This is a genomic window from Candidatus Limnocylindrales bacterium (genome assembly GCA_035626395.1).
In the GTDB taxonomy this organism is placed as follows: Bacteria; Desulfobacterota; Binatia; order UBA1149; family CAITLU01; genus DASPNH01.
Map to the genome: position 1 here is coordinate 78,911 of DASPNR010000044.1, position 17,627 is coordinate 96,537.

Annotated in this window: 14 protein-coding genes; 3 read left to right on the forward strand and 11 right to left on the reverse strand. The window is 66.5% G+C overall.

The window, feature by feature from the left end; genetic code table 11:
* Positions 1 to 3: 3 nt before the first annotated feature.
* From VEC57_19765 to VEC57_19810, 10 genes are all read right to left on the reverse strand, one after another.
* Entirely contained in the window at positions 4 to 1,335 is a 1,332-nt protein-coding gene (locus VEC57_19765; GenBank protein HYC01380.1) for a glycosyltransferase, read from the reverse strand.
* Entirely contained in the window at positions 1,332 to 2,903 is a 1,572-nt protein-coding gene (locus VEC57_19770; GenBank protein ID HYC01381.1) for an O-antigen ligase family protein, read from the reverse strand. Before VEC57_19770 ends, VEC57_19765 begins: the two co-directional genes overlap by 4 nt.
* A 28-nt stretch (positions 2,904 to 2,931) precedes the next feature.
* Positions 2,932 to 3,663, reverse strand: a complete 732-nt coding sequence (locus VEC57_19775; protein HYC01382.1) for a CpsD/CapB family tyrosine-protein kinase — start codon at positions 3,661 to 3,663, stop codon at positions 2,932 to 2,934.
* Positions 3,664 to 3,685: 22 nt separating this feature from the next.
* Positions 3,686 to 5,275 carry a hypothetical protein gene (locus VEC57_19780; GenBank protein ID HYC01383.1) on the reverse strand — a complete coding sequence of 530 codons (1,590 nt, stop codon included), beginning with the start codon at positions 5,273 to 5,275 and terminating at the stop codon, positions 3,686 to 3,688.
* Between the two features lie 22 nt (positions 5,276 to 5,297).
* A complete protein-coding gene (locus VEC57_19785) occupies positions 5,298 to 6,017 on the reverse strand; it encodes a polysaccharide biosynthesis/export family protein (protein HYC01384.1) in 720 nt (239 codons plus the stop codon).
* Positions 6,018 to 6,507: 490 nt separating this feature from the next.
* Positions 6,508 to 8,856, reverse strand: coding sequence for an AAA family ATPase (locus VEC57_19790; protein ID HYC01385.1), 2,349 nt, complete (start codon positions 8,854 to 8,856; stop codon positions 6,508 to 6,510).
* A gap of 104 nt (positions 8,857 to 8,960) precedes the next feature.
* On the reverse strand, positions 8,961 to 10,364 hold the full coding sequence (locus VEC57_19795; protein HYC01386.1) for a sigma-54 dependent transcriptional regulator: 1,404 nt from the start codon (positions 10,362 to 10,364) through the stop codon (positions 8,961 to 8,963).
* A gap of 6 nt (positions 10,365 to 10,370) precedes the next feature.
* Positions 10,371 to 10,991 carry a hypothetical protein gene (locus VEC57_19800; GenBank protein HYC01387.1) on the reverse strand — a complete coding sequence of 207 codons (621 nt, stop codon included), beginning with the start codon at positions 10,989 to 10,991 and terminating at the stop codon, positions 10,371 to 10,373.
* A 185-nt stretch (positions 10,992 to 11,176) separates the two neighbouring features.
* Positions 11,177 to 11,524, reverse strand: coding sequence for a hypothetical protein (locus tag VEC57_19805; protein HYC01388.1), 348 nt, complete (start codon positions 11,522 to 11,524; stop codon positions 11,177 to 11,179).
* Between the two features lie 253 nt (positions 11,525 to 11,777).
* On the reverse strand, positions 11,778 to 13,439 hold the full coding sequence (locus tag VEC57_19810) for an acyl-CoA dehydrogenase family protein (protein HYC01389.1): 1,662 nt from the start codon (positions 13,437 to 13,439) through the stop codon (positions 11,778 to 11,780).
* A gap of 158 nt (positions 13,440 to 13,597) precedes the next feature.
* On the opposite strand from VEC57_19810, the gene VEC57_19815 reads away from it, so the two are divergent.
* From VEC57_19815 to metF, 3 genes are all read left to right on the forward strand, one after another.
* Positions 13,598 to 14,722, forward strand: a complete 1,125-nt coding sequence (locus tag VEC57_19815; GenBank protein ID HYC01390.1) for an LLM class flavin-dependent oxidoreductase — start codon at positions 13,598 to 13,600, stop codon at positions 14,720 to 14,722.
* Between the two features lie 73 nt (positions 14,723 to 14,795).
* On the forward strand, positions 14,796 to 15,422 hold the full coding sequence (locus VEC57_19820; protein HYC01391.1) for a peptidylprolyl isomerase: 627 nt from the start codon (positions 14,796 to 14,798) through the stop codon (positions 15,420 to 15,422).
* A 25-nt stretch (positions 15,423 to 15,447) separates the two neighbouring features.
* Entirely contained in the window at positions 15,448 to 16,314 is an 867-nt protein-coding gene (gene metF, locus VEC57_19825) for a methylenetetrahydrofolate reductase [NAD(P)H] (GenBank protein HYC01392.1), read from the forward strand.
* Positions 16,315 to 16,409: 95 nt separating this feature from the next.
* On the opposite strand, the gene VEC57_19830 is transcribed toward metF, so the two are convergent.
* Complete coding sequence (locus VEC57_19830) at positions 16,410 to 17,555, reverse strand: acyl-CoA dehydrogenase family protein (protein ID HYC01393.1); 1,146 nt, start codon at positions 17,553 to 17,555, stop codon at positions 16,410 to 16,412.
* Between the last annotated feature and the right edge of the window lie 72 nt (positions 17,556 to 17,627).

The following is a 17,627-nucleotide window of genomic DNA, read 5'->3' on the forward strand; positions in this document are numbered from 1 at the left end:
CAGCTACGCGGCGGCCTCATCCGCCGCAGCGCGGATGCGCTCGTTGAAGAGCGCCGCCAACTCCTCCAGATTTCGGTTGCGGTCCCAGATTCGCTGCACTTTGGCGCGCGCCGCCGCTCGCAGGCGCGCCGCCAGCTCGGGATCGCGTGCGATCTTCTCCAGCGCGTCGGCCATCGCCGCCGGGTCGCGCTGCGGGATCATCAGGCCGGACACGCCCTCGTCGACGAGCTCCGCGATTCCACCCATGCGCGTTGCCACGATCGGTAGCCCCACGGCCATCGCCTCGGCGATGACGTTGGGGATGACATCCTGGCGCCCGAAGTTGGTCATCTCGATGCTGCCCATCGCGAACGCGTCGCAGTCCCGGTAGAGGCCGACGAGGCGACCATGATCGAGATAGCCGTGGAACACCACGCGCTCCTCGATGCCGAGGCGCTTGGCCTGCGCTTCCAGATATCCGCGCTGCGGGCCGTCGCCAGCAAGATGGAAAACGGCATCCACACCTCGTTGCGCCAGCAGCGCAATCGCCTCGACGATGATGTGGAAGCCTTTGTACTCCTTGAGCCAGCCGACGCTGACCACACGGAACTCTTTGCCCTCGCTGCGCGAGCCCGGCTGGAAGCGGTCCAGGTCGGTACCGTGATAGTTGAGGAAGATCCGCGAGCCCGCCTGCGGCGAGCACACCGACGCCAGGTAGCGGCGATTGTAGTCGGCGCAAGTGACGAAGAAGTCGGCGGCCTCGAGCTTGGCCGTCAGCATCCACGGCATCATGTGGATGTCGTAGGCATGGGCGGTGACGCTGAACGGGATTCCCGCCCACTGCTTGATGAGCATGCCGACGGTGGCCGGATACGTTGCCCAGTGACAGTGCACGTGAGGAATGCCCTCGCGCTCGAAGACCTCGGCAAGGTAGAGCGCGTGCGGCACCATCATCCAATTCTTCATCAGATAGAAGTAGCGGTTGCCTCGCCAGAGCACGTCGAACCACTCGGCCAGCGTGAACGTGTCGGGGGCCGGTCCCTGCCCCCGCCTCGTCGGCACGTGCTGGCGCCACGCCTTCCAGACCGTCGCAAAGAGGGCGAGCACGCCGCGAGGGCTCTTCTTGAGGCCGCGCCAGAGAGGGCCCCACAAGGCGGCCGATCCGTAGCCTGGACAGTAGTGGGTCTCGCCGATCAGCTCGCGTCCCTGCGCCTGCTGAAGACCCGGGTCCACGCGCGAGAGCAGCGAGAACAGGCGAATGTCGTAGCCGCGCCGCTTCAACCAGACGACTTCGGCGAGAGTGAAGGTTTGGTTGATGACGGGAAAGAGCGGGAAGAGATAGGCGACCCGCCTCATGCCGTCGCGGACCCCGATGCGCCGATGGCGGTGCCCGGAACGTGTCCGGTCTCGGCGTACGTACGATGGAGCTGAATCACGGCCAGCGACAGGCCCATGATGACGTAGAAGTAGATGTGCACCCAGATGTCGGCGAAGAAAGAGAAGAACAGGAACATCACGACCAGGGTGCGCATGGCGTTGACGAGCCAGCGCAGGTCAACGGGCCCGAACCGGCCTTCGTAGTCGCGCAAAATCCCGTTGAGCTGGCGCAGCGTCCAGATGTACATCGCAAGATAGAGCCCGAGCGTGACCAGCCCGCCTTCGACCGCGGCCCACAGGTAGGAGTTGTGGGGCGGACCGCCCATGCCGCTGGGATCGATGATCTGCTGGACGATCGGGTAGTTTTCCAGGCCCACGCCGAGAAGCGGCGCGTACTGGATGTTGGCCGCCGTCTCGAAGAACTTCTGCGCGCGCTTCTGGAAAGAGCCCTCGGCCGTCTGGCCTTCGGCCAGAACGTCGCCGCTGCCGGCGATCCTGGTGATTCGCTGCGAAGTCTCGCTCGGCAGCAGGTAGTCGAGGAAGTTGACGTCGTAGCCCATCTGCACGACGACGACCATCGTGGCCAGCGCCAGGCCGATCAGCTTGCGATAGCTGAAGCGCCCCTCCAGCAGCGTGATGCCGAGGAAGAGCAGGATGCCGAGAAAGCCCGAGCGCGAGCCGGTCATGGGCAACGCAATCATGCAGCCGGCAAAACCTGCCAGCCAGGCCAGCCAGACGGTGAACGAGCGTACGCGGGTACGCATGTACCAGAGGAACACACCGCACAGCAGGATGTAGAATGCCAGCTTGTTGGGGTTGGTTCCGGTGTAGAGACCGGTTCCGGCTTCGCCCACGACGCGTAAGCGCCCTTTCCCCCAGCCTAACTCGCCGGCCTCGCTACTGAGGTTCAGATAACTCATCAAGAGCACCGACAGCAGCAGGCCGACGATGACCTTGAGCTGACGGGGCGTGCGCACGAAGAACACGAAGAAGAGCAGAAAGACGTAGCGCGTGACGATCTTGACGCGGGGATCGCGCGTGCGCACGAGCAGCTCGCCGCCGGCCTTGCGGGCGCCGTACAGCTCCTTGCTCATGCCTTTGCGCTCTTCCATCGTCTGCTCGTCGTCGCCCGTGCCGATGGTGCGGTTGTAGATCACGCCCGACGACAGCAGGATCGCCAGTGCGACCAGCAGGAAGACCAGCGGACGCGCGCGCCAGAACCAGCCGAAGCCGTCCTTGAGCGTGCCGAACAGCAGCATGGGCAGCAGCACCATGCCGAGCAGGTTGTTGATCGTGAAGTTGCCCGAGCCGCGCAGCGGCTCCGGGTACGTGAACAGGAACGTGATCAGGTAGACGACGACGCCGAGAAACGGGTAGCGGACGATCCCGTAGGCGCCGAGTGCGCCACCAGCCAGCAGGATCGCCAGCGCACCGGCGCCGCTCGAGGCCGTGAGCGTGGCTCCGGCAAGAAGGACCAGGAAGCCTACGACGAGGACGATGATTTGTGCGCGGCTGGCGTCGGCCCCGCGGCTGATCGTTGTCCCCATCTGCTATCGAAGCCCTGCGCGTCGCGCGCTAGCCGATGACCGCGGCCAGTCGCTCCGGAATGTATTGTCTGGTCTTGTTCAGGACGACGCCGAGCAGATTGGCGCCCGTCTCGCGGATGATCTCTGCGGCCCGCGAAGCGATGCTCACGGGCGTGATGTCCGCCTCCACGACCAGGATGACGCCATCGACCAGCGGCGCCAATGCGCGCGCGTCCGGATAGAGCGTCACCGGCGGCGCGTCCACGAAGGTCACGTCGGCCAGGCGCGCCAGGCCCGCCACCACTTCGGCCGTCTTGGGGCTGTCGATGACGTCGACGGCGCTGATGCGGCCGCTGCCGGCCGTAACGATGGCGACGCCTTCGAGGTCGGTCGGCTGGATGACCTCGTCGATGCGCTTGTTCTCGCCGACGACGTTCATGAAGCCGGTCTGGCCGCTGACGTTCATGAGGCGCCACAAGGCGGGCGTACGAAGGTTGAGGTCGACCAGAAGCGCGCGGGCACGGCCGCCCTCGGCGATGGCGCGGGCCAGGAGGCAGGCCACGCTCGAGGTGCCCTCGCCGTGCAGCGAGCTGACCACCAGGATCGTGCGCACGCTCTCGCCGACGGCCGAGCCGAGCAGCGAGCGGCGCAGCTCGTAGAAGTCGTCAGCACCGTGCAGCGGAATGGTCGGCGTCGGATAGGGTACGTCGAACGTCTCGGCCGCACGCTCCTGTGCCCGGAGGGCCTCGGCGCGCTTGAGCGCTTCGTAGGTCTTGCTCATCTCTGCTCCGCCCCTTCAGCCATCAGGCTCTGCGGCCACCGTTGCCGTTGCCGTTGCCGCCGCGGCGATTGCCGGGCCGGCGCGCGTTGCCGACGCGATAGCCGTTGCCAACGTTGCCTTGGACGTTGCCCTGCAGATTGCCCTGGAGGTTGCCCTGCAGGTTGAAGTTGCCACCCGGGCCGCCTCCGCCATTGAGCGGAATCGCCGCCAGCACCGGAAGGCCGAGGTGGTGGCGCACGTCCAGGTCGCTGTTCATGACCGGGTTGACCATCTCGAACACCACCGCCGAGCTGACGCTGAGCAGCAACGCCAGGAACGTCGTCAGCACCAGCGTGACGACCTTGTAGTCGGCCTCGCGATCCAGGGGCGCCGCCGCCGCCTCGATCAGCGCGACGTTGGAAAGCCCGGCCATGTCCATGGCCTCGGAGACCTTCATTTGATTGAGCTTGGCCAGCAGGGCGTCGTAGGTGTTCTTGAGCTCCTCGCGGTCGCGGCGCATGCGCATCACTTCGTAGTGCTTGGCGTGCAGCACGCGGATCTTGCCCTCGTAGTCGGTGATGCGTTCGGCCAGGAGCGCGCGGCGCGCCTCGAGGGCGCCGAGCTGCGCCTGTCCGCTGAGCAGCTCTTCCTGCAGGCGGCGGCGCACCGGCGTTTCGGCCATCTTCTTGCGGCCGACCACGGTACCTTCCTGCGCGGCGATCTGAGACTTGAGGCCCGCGATCTCCGCGTCGGCGTCCATCACCAGACGGTGCTGCGGCGTGTAGAGCTGCAGCAGCCGCTCCTTCTCCATCTCCAGCCGGGCCAGGTTCTGGCGCAGGTAGGACAGGAGAGGATTGGGAATCATCTCGACTTCGGTGGCCTGCTGCTCGGGAATGTACTCGAGCTCGGCCTCTACCGAGGCCACGCGCGTGGTCAGCTCGGTGACCTGCGCCTCGGTGCGGCGCAGATCGGACTCCAGCGCGGCGCGCTGGCGAAGCAGGTTGTCCTTCTCGGTGGCGATGGAGGTCAGGCCGTTGGTGGCGTCGAACCGCTCCATCTCCAGGTCGGCCTGCACGAACGCTTCCTTGGCCGCCTGCGTCTCCTTGTCGAAGAACGTCAGGGCACCCGGCGCTTTGTGTGCCTCGATGTGGTAGCGCGAGTACAGGTCCACGAGCGTGTTGACCACGTGGATCGCGAAGTCCGGGTCCGAGCTCTTGTAGGAGATCTCGAGGACGTTCGACTGCGGCTTCCTCAGCACCTGCACGCGCTGCTCGAGCTGCGCCACGTTCGGCGACGGGAAGCCGCCCTCGGGGTCGGCGGCGGCCTGCGCCTCGAGCTCGTCATGCAGGCGGCGCATCAGGTCGCGGCTGCGAATGAGCTGGATTTCCGAGTTCACCACCGATTCGTTCGGCAGCTCGGAGACGGCCGTCTGCCGGGCCAGCGGCGAGACCTCCGGATAGGCGCGATCGCGCGTGATCATCACCTTGCTCTTGGCGCTGAACACGGGCTGCCGGATCAAGTTGAAGAAGTTGAACGGCACGAAGATCGCGAGGAACACCAACGCGACCAGCCGCCACCTCTTGAAGATGGCGGTGACGGCTTGTCGCAGAAGGTAGAGTGAACGCTGGTCCATAGGTCGGCTTCCCTCGGCCCGCTCAGAAGTCGGTCAGACGCGTCGTGGGCTCGCGGATCGGGATGAGATCGATGAGCCACTGACGCACCCACAAATCGGCGTTCGTAATCCAGGTAGCTGGCACGTAGACCACGTCGTTGGGGCCGAGAGCCAGGTCCTGGCTGGTGTCACCTGTTTCGAGCACGCGCCTCAGGTCGATGCGCTGTGCAGAATACCCGCCCTGCGGGTTCCACGCGATGTGCAGCACGCTGTCGAGGCGCGCCGAGTAGGCAGTCCCTCCGGCCTCCAGGATCGCACGCAGCGATGTCATTCCCGGCCGCACCGTCACGTAACCGGGCTTCTTCACCTCGCCGCCGACATAGGCGCGATAGTTGGTGAATTCCTTGACCCGCACCGACAGCGACGGGCTGCGATAGGTGATGGAGGCGCGGCGCATGATGTCGGCCTCCAACTCGTCCGTGGTCAGGCCCACGGCCTGGAACTGACCGACGCCCGGTACCGAGATCTGGCCATCGGGACCGACGGTGGCCTCGCCGGCCAGCTCATCGTGGTACTGCGAGGTGATCTGGATCTTGTCGCCAGTCTGAATGCGGTAGATCGGCGCGGGGGCCTCGGGCTGAGCGGCACCGAGCTCGGGCGTGGTCGCCAGCGCCGGCTGGTATGCCGGGATGCCCGAGTAATTCGGGAAGCATCCTGCCCACAGCAACGCGGACAGCAACGGGAACAGTATTCGTGACTTCATGAAATTCGTCCGCTCTCAGGCTCGGGCGCAACCAACACTACGATGCAGCCTTTTCGTCGTCTCGACACTGCCTGGCGATCCTGCATCTGAAGAAGAAGTCGCGAGCGTCGGGCGCTGCCCCGGGGCGCGCGCCGCCCGTTGCTCGACAGCGACCTTCATCCCCGCACTCGGGAACTGTTCCTAGATGCACGAACTGCCCCCCGGACATTCGGACTCGCGGCTACGCATCCCCTTCACCTGCCGGAGTTCCCGATCAGCCGAAGATTCCAGCACTATGCCGGCGCGATCCGTTGCCGTGGCATAGAGCATCCCGCAAAAACTTACAACAAATCCTCAACGCACCGCGTGCTTTGCTCTCCTCGGACGGACACCGCTGCACGAAGACGGCCGCTCGAAGCTTGCACGGACGTCATTCCGGATGCGAAGAGCGAAAATCTTACCATCCGGAAGTGGGACTTTCATCCCAAGAACTGCACGCAGCGCGCTAACACTACCCTCTGCCGCGGGGCTCAACAAGGCGATCAGGGGTGCGCTCGAGCGAAGAACGCGACGAGCGGCCAAGCAGATAACGCGCCGCCTCCAGGGCGGAGTCGCGCGACGGGAACCCGGTGACGTAGATCGTCTTCACCGGCGTTCCCTTTCCCCGCGTGACGGTTTTGAGCTCCCGCCCCGGAAGCGCCGCCGTGGCCCATGCCGCCGCCCGCTCGGTGGACTTGCCGTCGGTGCTCTCGGCGACCAGGACCTGGTAACCGCCGCCGCTGGCCGGCGCGACCATCTGCTCGGGACTGAGGAACGGCAGGAAGACGTCGGTGCCGACGCTGAGCTCGTGCGCGTCGCTGATACCGGCGTTGTGCCGGAAAATCTCGGTCAGGACGGAGGAATCGACGGTGCCGTAGTACTGCATCGCGATGGCCCACACCGTGTCGCCGCGCGCGACCTTGACGTGCCGCCCGATCACAGGCCGGGCGGTGCCGGCGGCGCGTGGGGGCCTGCTGCCGGGCCTGGTTCCGGAAAGCGACGCTACGCTTTCCAGCCCCTGCGCCAGGCCGGCCGGCGGAGATGTCGGCGGCGAAGCCACACCGAGATCCTCGGGGGGCAGCGGCTTGGCGGCCTCGGCCGCCGCCGCGGCGGGAACTGCCGGAGCCGGAGCGGCAACGGGCGGCGTCGCGCCTTTGGGTTTGAGTGCGGCCTGCGCCATCGCCTCCGCGTCTTCTCGCGGGCGGACGGCCGCCTCTTCGCCACCGATGTCCTCTGCCGCTTCTGCTGCCGCCGAGGCCGCGGTCGGCGGCCGCCGAGCGCCGGGGTCGGCATCGCTGCCGCCATACAGCCTCGATGCGGCGCGGCGGGCCCGCTCCTCCGCGTTGCGCACGGTGCCGCTCATCACGTCCGTCAGCGAGCGCGGCTCGGCGCTCGCCGTATCCTGCCCCCCGCTGTCCCCGGAGACCTCGGGAACGTACGCGTCGATCGGCTGGGAATCTGCGGTGGCGACGGCAGAAGGCGCCTCCGGCACCGACGGCGCGCTCCTGCGCTCCGCACCGGTTGGCGGCATTGCTGCGCGTACGCGATCGGCCATGACCAGCGCCGCGTCGGCAGGCGCTGGCGCGGTCCGCGACGGTTCGGGTTCGGCCACTGGCGCGGGCGCCGGCGCAGCCGCGGCAGCATCGACGATGGGAGGCGTCGCGGGTGGCGGCGAGGCGTTCGGCGCTGTGACAACGGGCGCTGCGGCGGGCGGCATTGCTGCCACTGGAGCAGGCGCAGGCGCGGTGGCGGCCGCAGGCGGCGTAGCTGCAACAGGCGCCGGCACAGGCGCCGGCGCGGGCGGCGTCGCCGGAGCGGAGGCGGGTTGCGGCGCCGGCGCGGCCGGCGGCGGCACCGACGCGACCTCGACGGGCGCTGCAGCATCCGTGCGCATTCCTCCCCAGAGGCGCCCGGCGGCGTACGCGGTCAGCAGCACCACCGCGGTGACGGCGCCGTAACGGACGGCCGGCCGCGAGAGCACCTCTCGCACGCGCATCATCCAGGCCTGCGTCTGCGTCTGGCCGTCGAGATCGCGGATCGCCGCGTTCATCAGCGAGGTCGTGATGCGATCCTTGCCTTCGGCGAACGCGATCATCATGGCGTTGTCGCAGATGACGTTGATGACGCGGGGAATGCCCTGCGCGGCCTGCCAGCAGCGCATCAGCGCCGCGCTCGTGAACAGCTCGGCCTTCTGTCCGCCCGCAGTCCGCAGCCGCGTCTCCACATAGGCGCGAATCTCGTCGGCGCGCATCGGCTTGAGCGTGGCGCGCACGCCGATCCGCTGACGCAGCTGGCGCAGATTGGGCCGCCGCAGCTTCTCCTCCAGCTCGGGCTGGCCGCTGAGGACGATCTGCAGGATCTTTTCCTTGGTGGTCTCGAGGTTGGAAAGGAGCCGCAGCTCCTCGAGCACCGCGTCCTCCAGCGTCTGCGCCTCGTCGATGATCACGACGACGTTCACACCCTCGGTCAGCTGCTCGAGCAGAAACTTGTTGAGGCGCTCCAGAAGGTGGAGGCGCCCGCGCGACTCGGTGTGGATGCCGAGCTCCATGCAGATGTACTCGAGGAGCTCATCGAAGCTGACGCCGGGGTTGAAGACGAAAACGATGCGGGTTTCGCCCTCGATCTCGTCGACGATGCGCCGCAGCAGCGTGGTCTTGCCGGTGCCCGCCTCGCCGATCAGTGTCAGGAAGCCCTTGCGCGATTTGATGCCGTACATCATCGAGGCGAGCGCCTCGCGCGTGGACTCGTTTATGTAATGGAACTTGGGGTCCGGAGTCAGGTTAAACGGGTTCTCGGACAGATGATAAAAGTGTGCGTACATCCTGCTGCGCCCTGTCGGCTGGCGCCACGATGACGGGCGTCCAACCGACTTCTTATCTCACGTGGCGCGATCGATCCCAACCAGGTATCGAGGCGAAAACGTCCTCAGGCGTGCTCGACCTCCCGGATGGAGCGGCGGAATTCCTCGCGCCGCAGCCCATGCTGCTTCATCTTCCGGTGCAGCGTGGCGGCATCGATCATTGCATGCTTGGCCGTGGCGGCGATCCCGCCGCGGGCGCGGCGCAGAACCGCGGCCAGGTACTCCTTCTCCACTCGCTTGAGGAACTCCTTGAGCGGCAGCTCGTAGTCTCGGGCTCGCGACGCTGCCACGGGGGCCGAGCTGGAGGCGGAGTTGGGCAGGTCCACTTCCTTGATCACGGGGCCGCTGGTCTTGAGGATGGAGCGCTCCACCACGTTGCCGAGCTCGCGCACGTTGCCGGGCCAGTGGTAGGACATCAGGCTCTGCAGCGCCCGGTTGGAGACGCGCGAGATGTTGCGCTCGCGAGCAAGCGGGTTGTTCTTGAGCATCTCGGCCACGAGCAGCGGAATGTCCTCGATGCGGTCGCGCAGCGGCGGGATGTGGATGGGGACGACGTTGATGCGGTAGAAGAAGTCTTCGCGCATCTCGCCGCGCGCCACCATCTGCTCGAGGTCGCGATTCGTCGCCGCGATCACGCGAATGTTGACCTTGACGAGCTTGTTGCCGCCGAGCTTCTCGATCTCGCGCTGCTCCAGAACGCGCAGCAGCTTGAGCTGCATCGACAGCGAGATGCTCTCGACCTCGTCCAGAAACAACGTGCCGCCGCTGGCCAGTTCGACCTTGCCCACGCGATCCTGCACCGCGCCCGTGAACGCGCCGCGTTCGTGGCCGAACAGCTCGGCCTCCAGCAGCGTGTCGGGAAAGGCGGCGCAGTTGATGGCGACGAAGCGGCCGCTCTTTCGCCGTCCCTGGAAATGAATGGCGCGCGCCGCCAGCTCCTTCCCCGTTCCCGACTCGCCGAAGATCAGCACGGTGGCGTCGTTCTGCGAGAGCGACTCGATGGTATGGAAGATCTCGTGCATGGCCGGGTTGCGGCTGACCATGTTGGCGAACGAGTAGCGGTCCGAGAGCTGGCTGCGCAGGTAGCTGATCTCGTCGAGCAGGCGGCGCTTCTCGAGGATCTTTTCGGTGGCCAGCAGGATCTCTTCGCGCTCGAAAGGCTTGGTGATGTAGTCGCTGGCGCCCTGCCGGATCGCCTCGACGGCTCCCTTGATGGACGCGTAGCCGGTGACGATGATGACGTCCAGATCCGTCCAGCGCTCATGGATCTGGCGCGTCAGCGACAGGCCGTCGGTGCCCGGGATCTTCAGGTCCACCACACCGAGCGCGTACTCGTACTGTTCGAGCAGGGCCAGCGCCTCGCCGGCGTTGCCGGCCGCGTCGACATCGTAGTGCCGTTCACGGAACAGGTCCTCGAGCTGCCTGCAGATGAGCGGGTCGTCGTCGACGACGAGAATGCGTTGGGGCATGCGTTGCTACTCCTGATCTGCAAGCGGCAGGCGCACGCTCAGCGTGGCCGGCTGTGCCGGGGCGACTTCCAGATCCCCGCCATGCAGGCGAAGGATCTTGGCCGCCAGAGCCAATGATAGGTCGAACGGCAGAGCCTCGGTCTGCGAGCTCTCGGCCGAAAACGTGATGTCGATATCGGAGGCGGCGCGAAGATCGATGCGCAGCGGTGCGGCATCGGGCGCATGAGCAAGGACCGCGCGGCAGGCATGGCCGAGCGCCTCGCCAAGCCGCGAGGGGTCGACGGCCACCGGCATCCCGCCGGCCGATTCGAGACCGCCCACTTCCACGGCACGGTCGCCGACGTGCTGGCGCAGGCTGCCGACGACGTCGCGAACCTGCACGCGCACAGTGCGCACCTCCATCGGCCGCAGGTACGACAGCGCGCCTCGCGTCATCCGTTCGATGTCTTCAACGGTGTCGTGCACGCGATCGAGATAGTCGCGCGCTTCGCCGGTGTCCTCCGGCAGCAGGCGGCCGAGAATTTCGGCGTAGTAGTAGAAGCGGTGAAAGCGGTTGGCCAGGTCGTGGGCGACCTCGGCCAGGATCTTGGTCTGCTCGGCGCTTGCACTGCCCACGTCTGTACCCACCGACGGCCGCAGTCCTGCCAGACAGGACTGGCAGCGGCGCAGCCAACGTGTTGCACGGCTGCGCCGCTACCATTTCGCTCTTGCACGGTTGCCCGTCAACTAGCCGGTGCGCCGGCGCGGATGCAAGCTCTGCGGCTCCGGTCGAGGCAAAAACTTGCCGTCGAGGGGGCACGCGCCGACAGGTCTCACCCGAGAATGCGCTGGCGCAGGGCCTTCGGGTCGAGGGCCAGGGCGTCGCAGACATTGTTGAACGAAAACGGGGAGTCCCAGTCTTCGGACTGCAGCCAGTGCTCGGCCTGGCGGCGCAGGATCTTCGGGTTTTCGCGCGGCGCTTTCAGGCGGCCGGCATAACATGCGATGGCATCCTCGAGGACGGCCATCATCAAAGCGCGCTCCGGAGTGCGCTGCGCGCCCGGGCCCTCCTCGCGCTCGTCCTGGCGTGTTGCCGCGATGTAGGACCGCGCGCGCGTCCGCGCGAAACGCGCGGCCGAAGCCTTGTTGCCGATCTTGACGCTGCTGGTTGCACTGCTCATCTCATCCACCTCCACGGCGGCCCTGCCTCGGGCCGGTCTCGGTGATAGGAAATGCAACCCGGCGGCCACCGGGATGGCTCGCACAAAGTGTTGGAAATTCAGAAACTTCCGTGATCGGGCGCAGCGGCTGCCGTACAAGCGCGGCCGCTCCCGGCCAGGCTTGTACGGTGCTGGCTGCGCATCTGCGGCTCGTGCGCGGCTTCGCCTGCAGCGGCGTGCGGCGGGCGCCCGTGAGCTCGGCGCCCGCCGATGGTCAGGCCAGCAGCTGGCGGGCGATGACCTTGAGCTCGAGGATGGGCTTGACGCCTTCGAAGATCGGCAGGACCTGGGCATCCACGACCAGGCGCGAGATCGCGTACTCCTCGGCATAGCCCCACCCGCCGTGCAGGAGCTGGCCCTCCTGGCTGACCCACACCGCAACGTCGCACGCCAGGAGCTTGGCCATCGCCGGCTCGAGCGAGATCGACTCGTCCTTGTCCATCGCGCGAGCAGCCTTGTACGTGATCTGCCGCGCGGCCTGCGTGTAGGCGGCCATGCGTCCGAGCTTGTACTGGGTCAGCTGGAAATCGATCAGAGAGCTGCCGAACTGCTTGCGGTCGAGCGTGTAGTTGGCAGTGGTTTCCAGCGCCGCCTGAGCGAGCCCCGTGGCGCGACCGCCGGTTTGCAGGCGCCCGGCAGCAAAGCCGTTCATCTGCAGATAGAAGCCCTTGTTCAGCCCGCCCTCGCCGCCGATGAGGTTCTCCTCGGGGACGAAATAATTCTCGAACGACAGCGTGTACGAATGCATGCCACGGTAGCCGGGCGTGGCATCGGCATGGCCGACGAGCACGCCGCCGGTGCTCTGGCGCATCTCGAACTCGTGGCCGTCGAAGGAATCTTTCTCCACGATGAACAGCGACAGTCCGCGCGCACCGGACTTCGGATCGGGGTTCGTGCGCGCGAGAAGCGCGAGCACGTTGGCGCGCCCGGCGAACGTGCACCAGGCCTTGGCGCCGTTGATGAGCCATCCCTTCCTGCCGCCGACCTCGGCCCGCTCGGCCTTGCAGGAGACCGAAGCGACGTCGGAGCCGACGTTGGGCTCGGTGACCGAGATGCCCACCATCAGCTCGCCGGCGCTGACCGGAGCCAGCCACTTCTTCTTCTGCTCTTCCGTGCCGCCCTTGAGCAGGGCCTTGGTCAGGATCTCCGGCCGCGTGATCAGCGAACCCGCCGCGGCCAGCGACACGCGCGACAGCTCTTCGGTCGTCACGATCATCGCCAGGTTGCCCATGCCGAGGCCGCCGTATTCCTCCGGCGCCGACATGCCGAAATAGCCCATTCCAGCCATCGCCGAGATCACCGACTCCGGAACCAGCTCGTCGTGGCGGTGAATGCGCTCGGCGATCGGGCCCACTTCCTTCTCGGCGAAGGAACGCACCGAGTCGCGCACCATCACCACGTCGTCCTCGGGCAGCCAGGCGTTGTTGGCTCCGCGCCGTTCGCCGACCTTGCGCCCGATCGAGCGCGCGCGGCCTTCGTCGGCGAACGCGCGGATGCGGGCGCGCATCGCATCGTTGCCGATCGCGTTCTCAAACGCGCCGGTGGGCAGGTCGAAGTCGTCGCCGGCGGCCACGATCTGGCCGCTGAATCTGGCCGCGATCTCTCCGGCCACGAGGGCGGCCTGGTCGATCAGCGTATCGTCGGCACTGCCGGCATCGGTGGCGGCACGTGCGTATTCGGCCAGCGCCCTGGCTGCAGCCACCTCGGTGGCAACATAAGCGATGCGCTCCGAATGCACCTGGTGATCATCGATGTTCTTGCCACCGTCGGTGCGGCGCGAAGCCGCTGCCGTGGCCTGCTGCACGATGGTCTCCAATGCTGCGACGAGCGCATCGACGTCGTCGAGCGCCACTTTCGAAACTGTCCGATCCGACATCCTGGCGTTACTCCGTTGCGTGCTTGGAAAAGCGGCGCACGACGCTACGGAGTCATGCCAGCGGAGTCAAAACCTGCATCGCGCGGCGCGCGAGCCTACGTTGCATCCCCGGCCATGCCGTGGGATGAAGACGGCCCGCATTTGCGCGCGGCCTCGTTATGGGACGCATCACCGTTGGTTATCAGGACGGCTGCCTTCATCCTCTCTGGCTCACCAACGCCGGCCTGCGCATCGCTCGCCTTCTCGGCGCGGAGTCGCTGTGGCTGCCGGACCATTTCATGGGATTCATCCCGGCTATCGTTTGGAAGCCCGAGATCACGCCCGCCGCCAAGGTCGTGCACTCGCCCGACGGCCTCTTTGATCCGCTGCAGATCCTGGCTGTCACGGCCACTCGTCTTCGCGGCGTCGACCTCGGCACCGCCGTCACCGAGGCCTACCGGCGCCACCCGATGGCGCTGGCGCAGTCGTTCGTCACGCTCGATCACATCTCCAAGGGCCACGCCATTCTCGGCATCGGCAACGGCGAGCGGGAGAACGTGGAGCCCTATGGCCTGCCGTGGGGAAAGCAGGTCGCGCGGCTCGAAGAAGCGCTGATCATCATCCGCAAGCTGTGGGCCAGCAACGGCGAGCCCGTCACCTATGAAGGCAGGTTCTGGCAGCTGCGCGATGCGATCTTCAACCTGCCGCTGTACAACGGCCGCCAGCCGCGCATCTGGATCGCGGCGCACGCGCCCAAGATGCTGGCCCTGACGGGCCGCTACGGTGACGGCTGGCTGCCCACGCTGCGCGCGACGCCCGAAGAGTATCGTCAGCGCCTGGATGCCATCCACGCGGCCGGCCGCGATGCCGGGCGCAACATGGACCACTTCGTCCCCTGTCAGATGATTCTGACCGCCCTGGGCGACAGCCGCGACCAGATGATCGAGTTGGCCCTGAAGAGCCGGTTGGGCGCTGCCATGGCGCTGCTGGTCCCGGGGCCGGTCTGGAAGCAGCACGGCAAGACGCATCCGCTCGGCGAGAACTTCGGCGGGTTCTACGACATCGTGCCACCTCGCGTGACCGAGGAGCACATCGAGCAGGCCGCGCGCGACGTCACCGCCGAGATGCTGCTGTCGTCGCTGTACGCCGGCAGCCCGTCGCAGATCCGTGACGAGGTGGCTCCCATCGTCGCGGCCGGCGCGAAGCACATCATCGTCTCCAACATCGGCGGGACGCTGACCGGCGGCGGCGCCAAGGACATCTGGCTGCTGGGCAGCCTGATCCGGAAGCTGCGCCGGCTGTGACGTAAACTTTCGCGCCGGGCAGGTCCGTGTTATCCAGCCCCGGCGTCCTTGCACATACCAGGAGGCAACGATCATGGCTCATGCACCGCACCCCTCTCGCCTGCTCGCGATGCTGCTAACCGCATTCACGGTGGCGGCGGTCGGCTGCTCCAGTCCCGAAAAAGGAGACGAAGCCAAGCCCGCGGAGCCGGCGAGCAACAATCCGGTCGTGGTGATGACGACGAACAAGGGCGTCATCGAGATCGAGCTGTTCCAGGACAAGGCCCCGCTGAGCGTCAAGAACTTCCTCGAGTATGCCGAGGCCGGGCATTACGACGGCACCATCTTCCACCGCGTCATCAAGGACTTCATGATCCAGGGCGGCGGCTTCACGCCGGACGGCATGCAGAAGCCGAACCGGCCGCCGGTCAAGAACGAAGCCAACAACGGCCTGAAGAACGAGCGCGGAACCGTCGCGATGGCGCGCACCAGCGTAGTGGATTCGGCGACGTCGCAGTTCTTTATCAACCACGCCAACAACGCGTTCCTCGATCACAAGGCCCCCACGCCGCAAGGCTTCGGCTATGCCGTCTTCGGCAAGGTGACCAAGGGGATGGACGTCGTCGACGCGATTGCCAATACGCCCACCGCCGACAAGGGCGGTGCGTTCCAGAACCGGCCGACCGAGGACATCGTCATCCAGTCGGTCAAGCGCAAGTAGAGGGCACGCGAGCGCACGCGACCCAATGCGAATCGTTTCCCTGCTGTCGCGGCGCGAGCCCGTTTTCTCGTTCGAATTCTTCCCGCCCAAAACCGAGGCGGGCGACCGCATGCTGCTGTCGACCCTCGCCGACCTGCGCGAGATGCGGCCCGACTACGTCTCGGTGACCTACGGCGCCGGTGGCAGCACCCGCGACCGCACGGTCGAGCTGGTTTCCTACATCAAGAACGACCTGGGCCTGGAGGCGATGGCGCACCTGACCTGCGTCGGCGCCAGCCGAGAAGAGCTCGGCCTGGTGCTGGACCGGCTCGAAAAGGCCGGAATCGAGAACGTCATTGCGCTGCGCGGCGATCCGCCGGTCGGCGAGGAGAGCTTCGTTCCGCATCCCGAAGGCCTGTCGTATGCCTGCGAGCTGGTCGAGCTGATCCGCGAGCAGAAGCGGCCGTTCTGCGTGGCCGGGGCGTGCTATCCGGAGAAGCACATCGAGGCCGCCTCGATGGACGAAGATCTTGCGCGCCTGTCGCAGAAGGTCGCCGCCGGCGTCGATTTCCTCATCACGCAGCTCTTCTTCGACAATCGCTCTTATTTCGATTTCGTGGCCAGGGCGCGCGACGCAGGCATCACCGTTCCGATCATCGCCGGCATCATGCCCATCACCAACCTCGGACAGATCGAGCGCTTCACGCGTCGCTGCGGAGCCATCATTCCCGGCGAGCTGCATGCGAAGCTGGAGCCGTACCGGGAAGACTCGGACACCGTCGAGAAGCTGAGCGTGGACTGGGCGGTGGCGCAGTGTCGCGAGCTGCTCGACGCCGGTGCGCCGGGCATCCACTTCTACACGCTCAACAAGAGCCGGGCCACGCGCGACATCCTCGCCCGCCTGCGCAGCTGAACGCGGCGGAGGCGGTTCGCGGCGCGCGGGCGTATGGAATTACGCCGGAGCGCACGAGCCACCGTCGACGCCGCAAATCGCCGCGGCGGCGCCGCCTAGAGGCCCATCTGCTTGGCGATGATCACCTTCATGATCTCGGTCGTCCCTGCGTAGATCGTCTGGATGCGAGCGTCCAGGTAATCGCGGGCGATCGGATACTCCATCATGTAGCCATAGCCGCCGTGGAACTGGAGGATCTCGTCGCACGTGCGCTTGAGCATCTCGGTGACCCAGTACTTGGCCATCGAGGTTTCCTTGACGATGTTGCGCTCGGCCATGTGCTCGACGATCAGGCGATCGACGAAATTGCGTCCGAGCTCCACTTCCGTGGCGATCTCGGCCAGGCGGAACTGGATGTGCTGCAGCTTGGAGATCGGACGGCCGAAGGCCTTGCGCTCCTGGCAGTAGCGAACGCCGTCGGAGAGGACGAGCTCGGCGGCCGCCTGCGCACCGATGGCGCAGACCAGGCGCTCCTGCTGCAGCTTCTGCATCAGGTAGTAGAAGCCGCCGCCTTCCTCACCGAGCAGATTCTCCTTGGGCACGACACAGTCGCTGAAGTGCAGCTCGGACGTGTCCTGCGCCTTCAGCCCCATCTTCTCGAGATTGCGGCCGCGCTCGAAGCCGGGCGTGCCCGCTTCCACCACGATCAGCGAGACGCCGGTGTAGGGCGGATCGGCGTCGGGGTTGGTCTTGGCGACGACGATGACCAGGTCGCAAAGTTGGCCGTTGGAGATGAACGTCTTCTGGCCGTTGATGACGTAGTTGTCGCCGACGCGGCGCGCGGTGGTCTGGATACCCTGCAGGTCCGAGCCCGCATTCGGCTCGGTCATCGCAATGGCGGTGATCAGGCGCCCGCTGGTGCAGCCGGGCAGCCAGCGCTTCTTCTGCTCCTCGCTGCCGAAGCTGTAAAGGTACGGAACGACGATGTCGCTGTGCAGCGAGTACATCGGACCGGTGGCCCGTGCCTTGGCCATCTCCTCGATGATGCAGACCGAGTAGAGGAAGTCGGCCCCGACGCCGCCGTATTCTTCGGGCATCCAGGGACACAGGAAGCCGTTGTCGCCCGCCTTCTCCCACACGGCGCGCGGAACGATCTGACGCTTCTCCCACTCGGCGTGAAACGGAGTGATCTCGGAGGCGATGAAGCGACGGAGCGCGTCGCGGAACTGTTCATGCTCTTGACGGAAGATCGTACGGTCCATCCGCGCTCGATAGCCGTGGCCTCCGTGCCTGTCCAGCGTCGTCAGAACCGCCCGATCGGCGTCTCAGAACGG

What these genes read in the sequence shown, in the direction of transcription:
- VEC57_19815 (HYC01390.1), top strand. Translation starts at nt 13,598, where the DNA reads ATGGGACGCATCACCGTTGGTTATCAGGACGGCTGCCTTCATCCTCTC.
- VEC57_19780 (HYC01383.1), bottom strand. Translation starts at nt 5,275, where the DNA reads ATGGACCAGCGTTCACTCTACCTTCTGCGACAAGCCGTCACCGCCATC.
- VEC57_19805 (HYC01388.1), bottom strand. Translation starts at nt 11,524, where the DNA reads ATGAGCAGTGCAACCAGCAGCGTCAAGATCGGCAACAAGGCTTCGGCC.
- VEC57_19770 (HYC01381.1), bottom strand. Translation starts at nt 2,903, where the DNA reads ATGGGGACAACGATCAGCCGCGGGGCCGACGCCAGCCGCGCACAAATC.
- metF (HYC01392.1), top strand. Translation starts at nt 15,448, where the DNA reads ATGCGAATCGTTTCCCTGCTGTCGCGGCGCGAGCCCGTTTTCTCGTTC.
- VEC57_19790 (HYC01385.1), bottom strand. Translation starts at nt 8,856, where the DNA reads ATGTACGCACACTTTTATCATCTGTCCGAGAACCCGTTTAACCTGACT.
- VEC57_19795 (HYC01386.1), bottom strand. Translation starts at nt 10,364, where the DNA reads ATGCCCCAACGCATTCTCGTCGTCGACGACGACCCGCTCATCTGCAGG.
- VEC57_19775 (HYC01382.1), bottom strand. Translation starts at nt 3,663, where the DNA reads ATGAGCAAGACCTACGAAGCGCTCAAGCGCGCCGAGGCCCTCCGGGCA.
- VEC57_19820 (HYC01391.1), top strand. Translation starts at nt 14,796, where the DNA reads ATGGCTCATGCACCGCACCCCTCTCGCCTGCTCGCGATGCTGCTAACC.
- VEC57_19810 (HYC01389.1), bottom strand. Translation starts at nt 13,439, where the DNA reads ATGTCGGATCGGACAGTTTCGAAAGTGGCGCTCGACGACGTCGATGCG.
- VEC57_19765 (HYC01380.1), bottom strand. Translation starts at nt 1,335, where the DNA reads ATGAGGCGGGTCGCCTATCTCTTCCCGCTCTTTCCCGTCATCAACCAA.
- VEC57_19830 (HYC01393.1), bottom strand. Translation starts at nt 17,555, where the DNA reads ATGGACCGTACGATCTTCCGTCAAGAGCATGAACAGTTCCGCGACGCG.
- VEC57_19785 (HYC01384.1), bottom strand. Translation starts at nt 6,017, where the DNA reads ATGAAGTCACGAATACTGTTCCCGTTGCTGTCCGCGTTGCTGTGGGCA.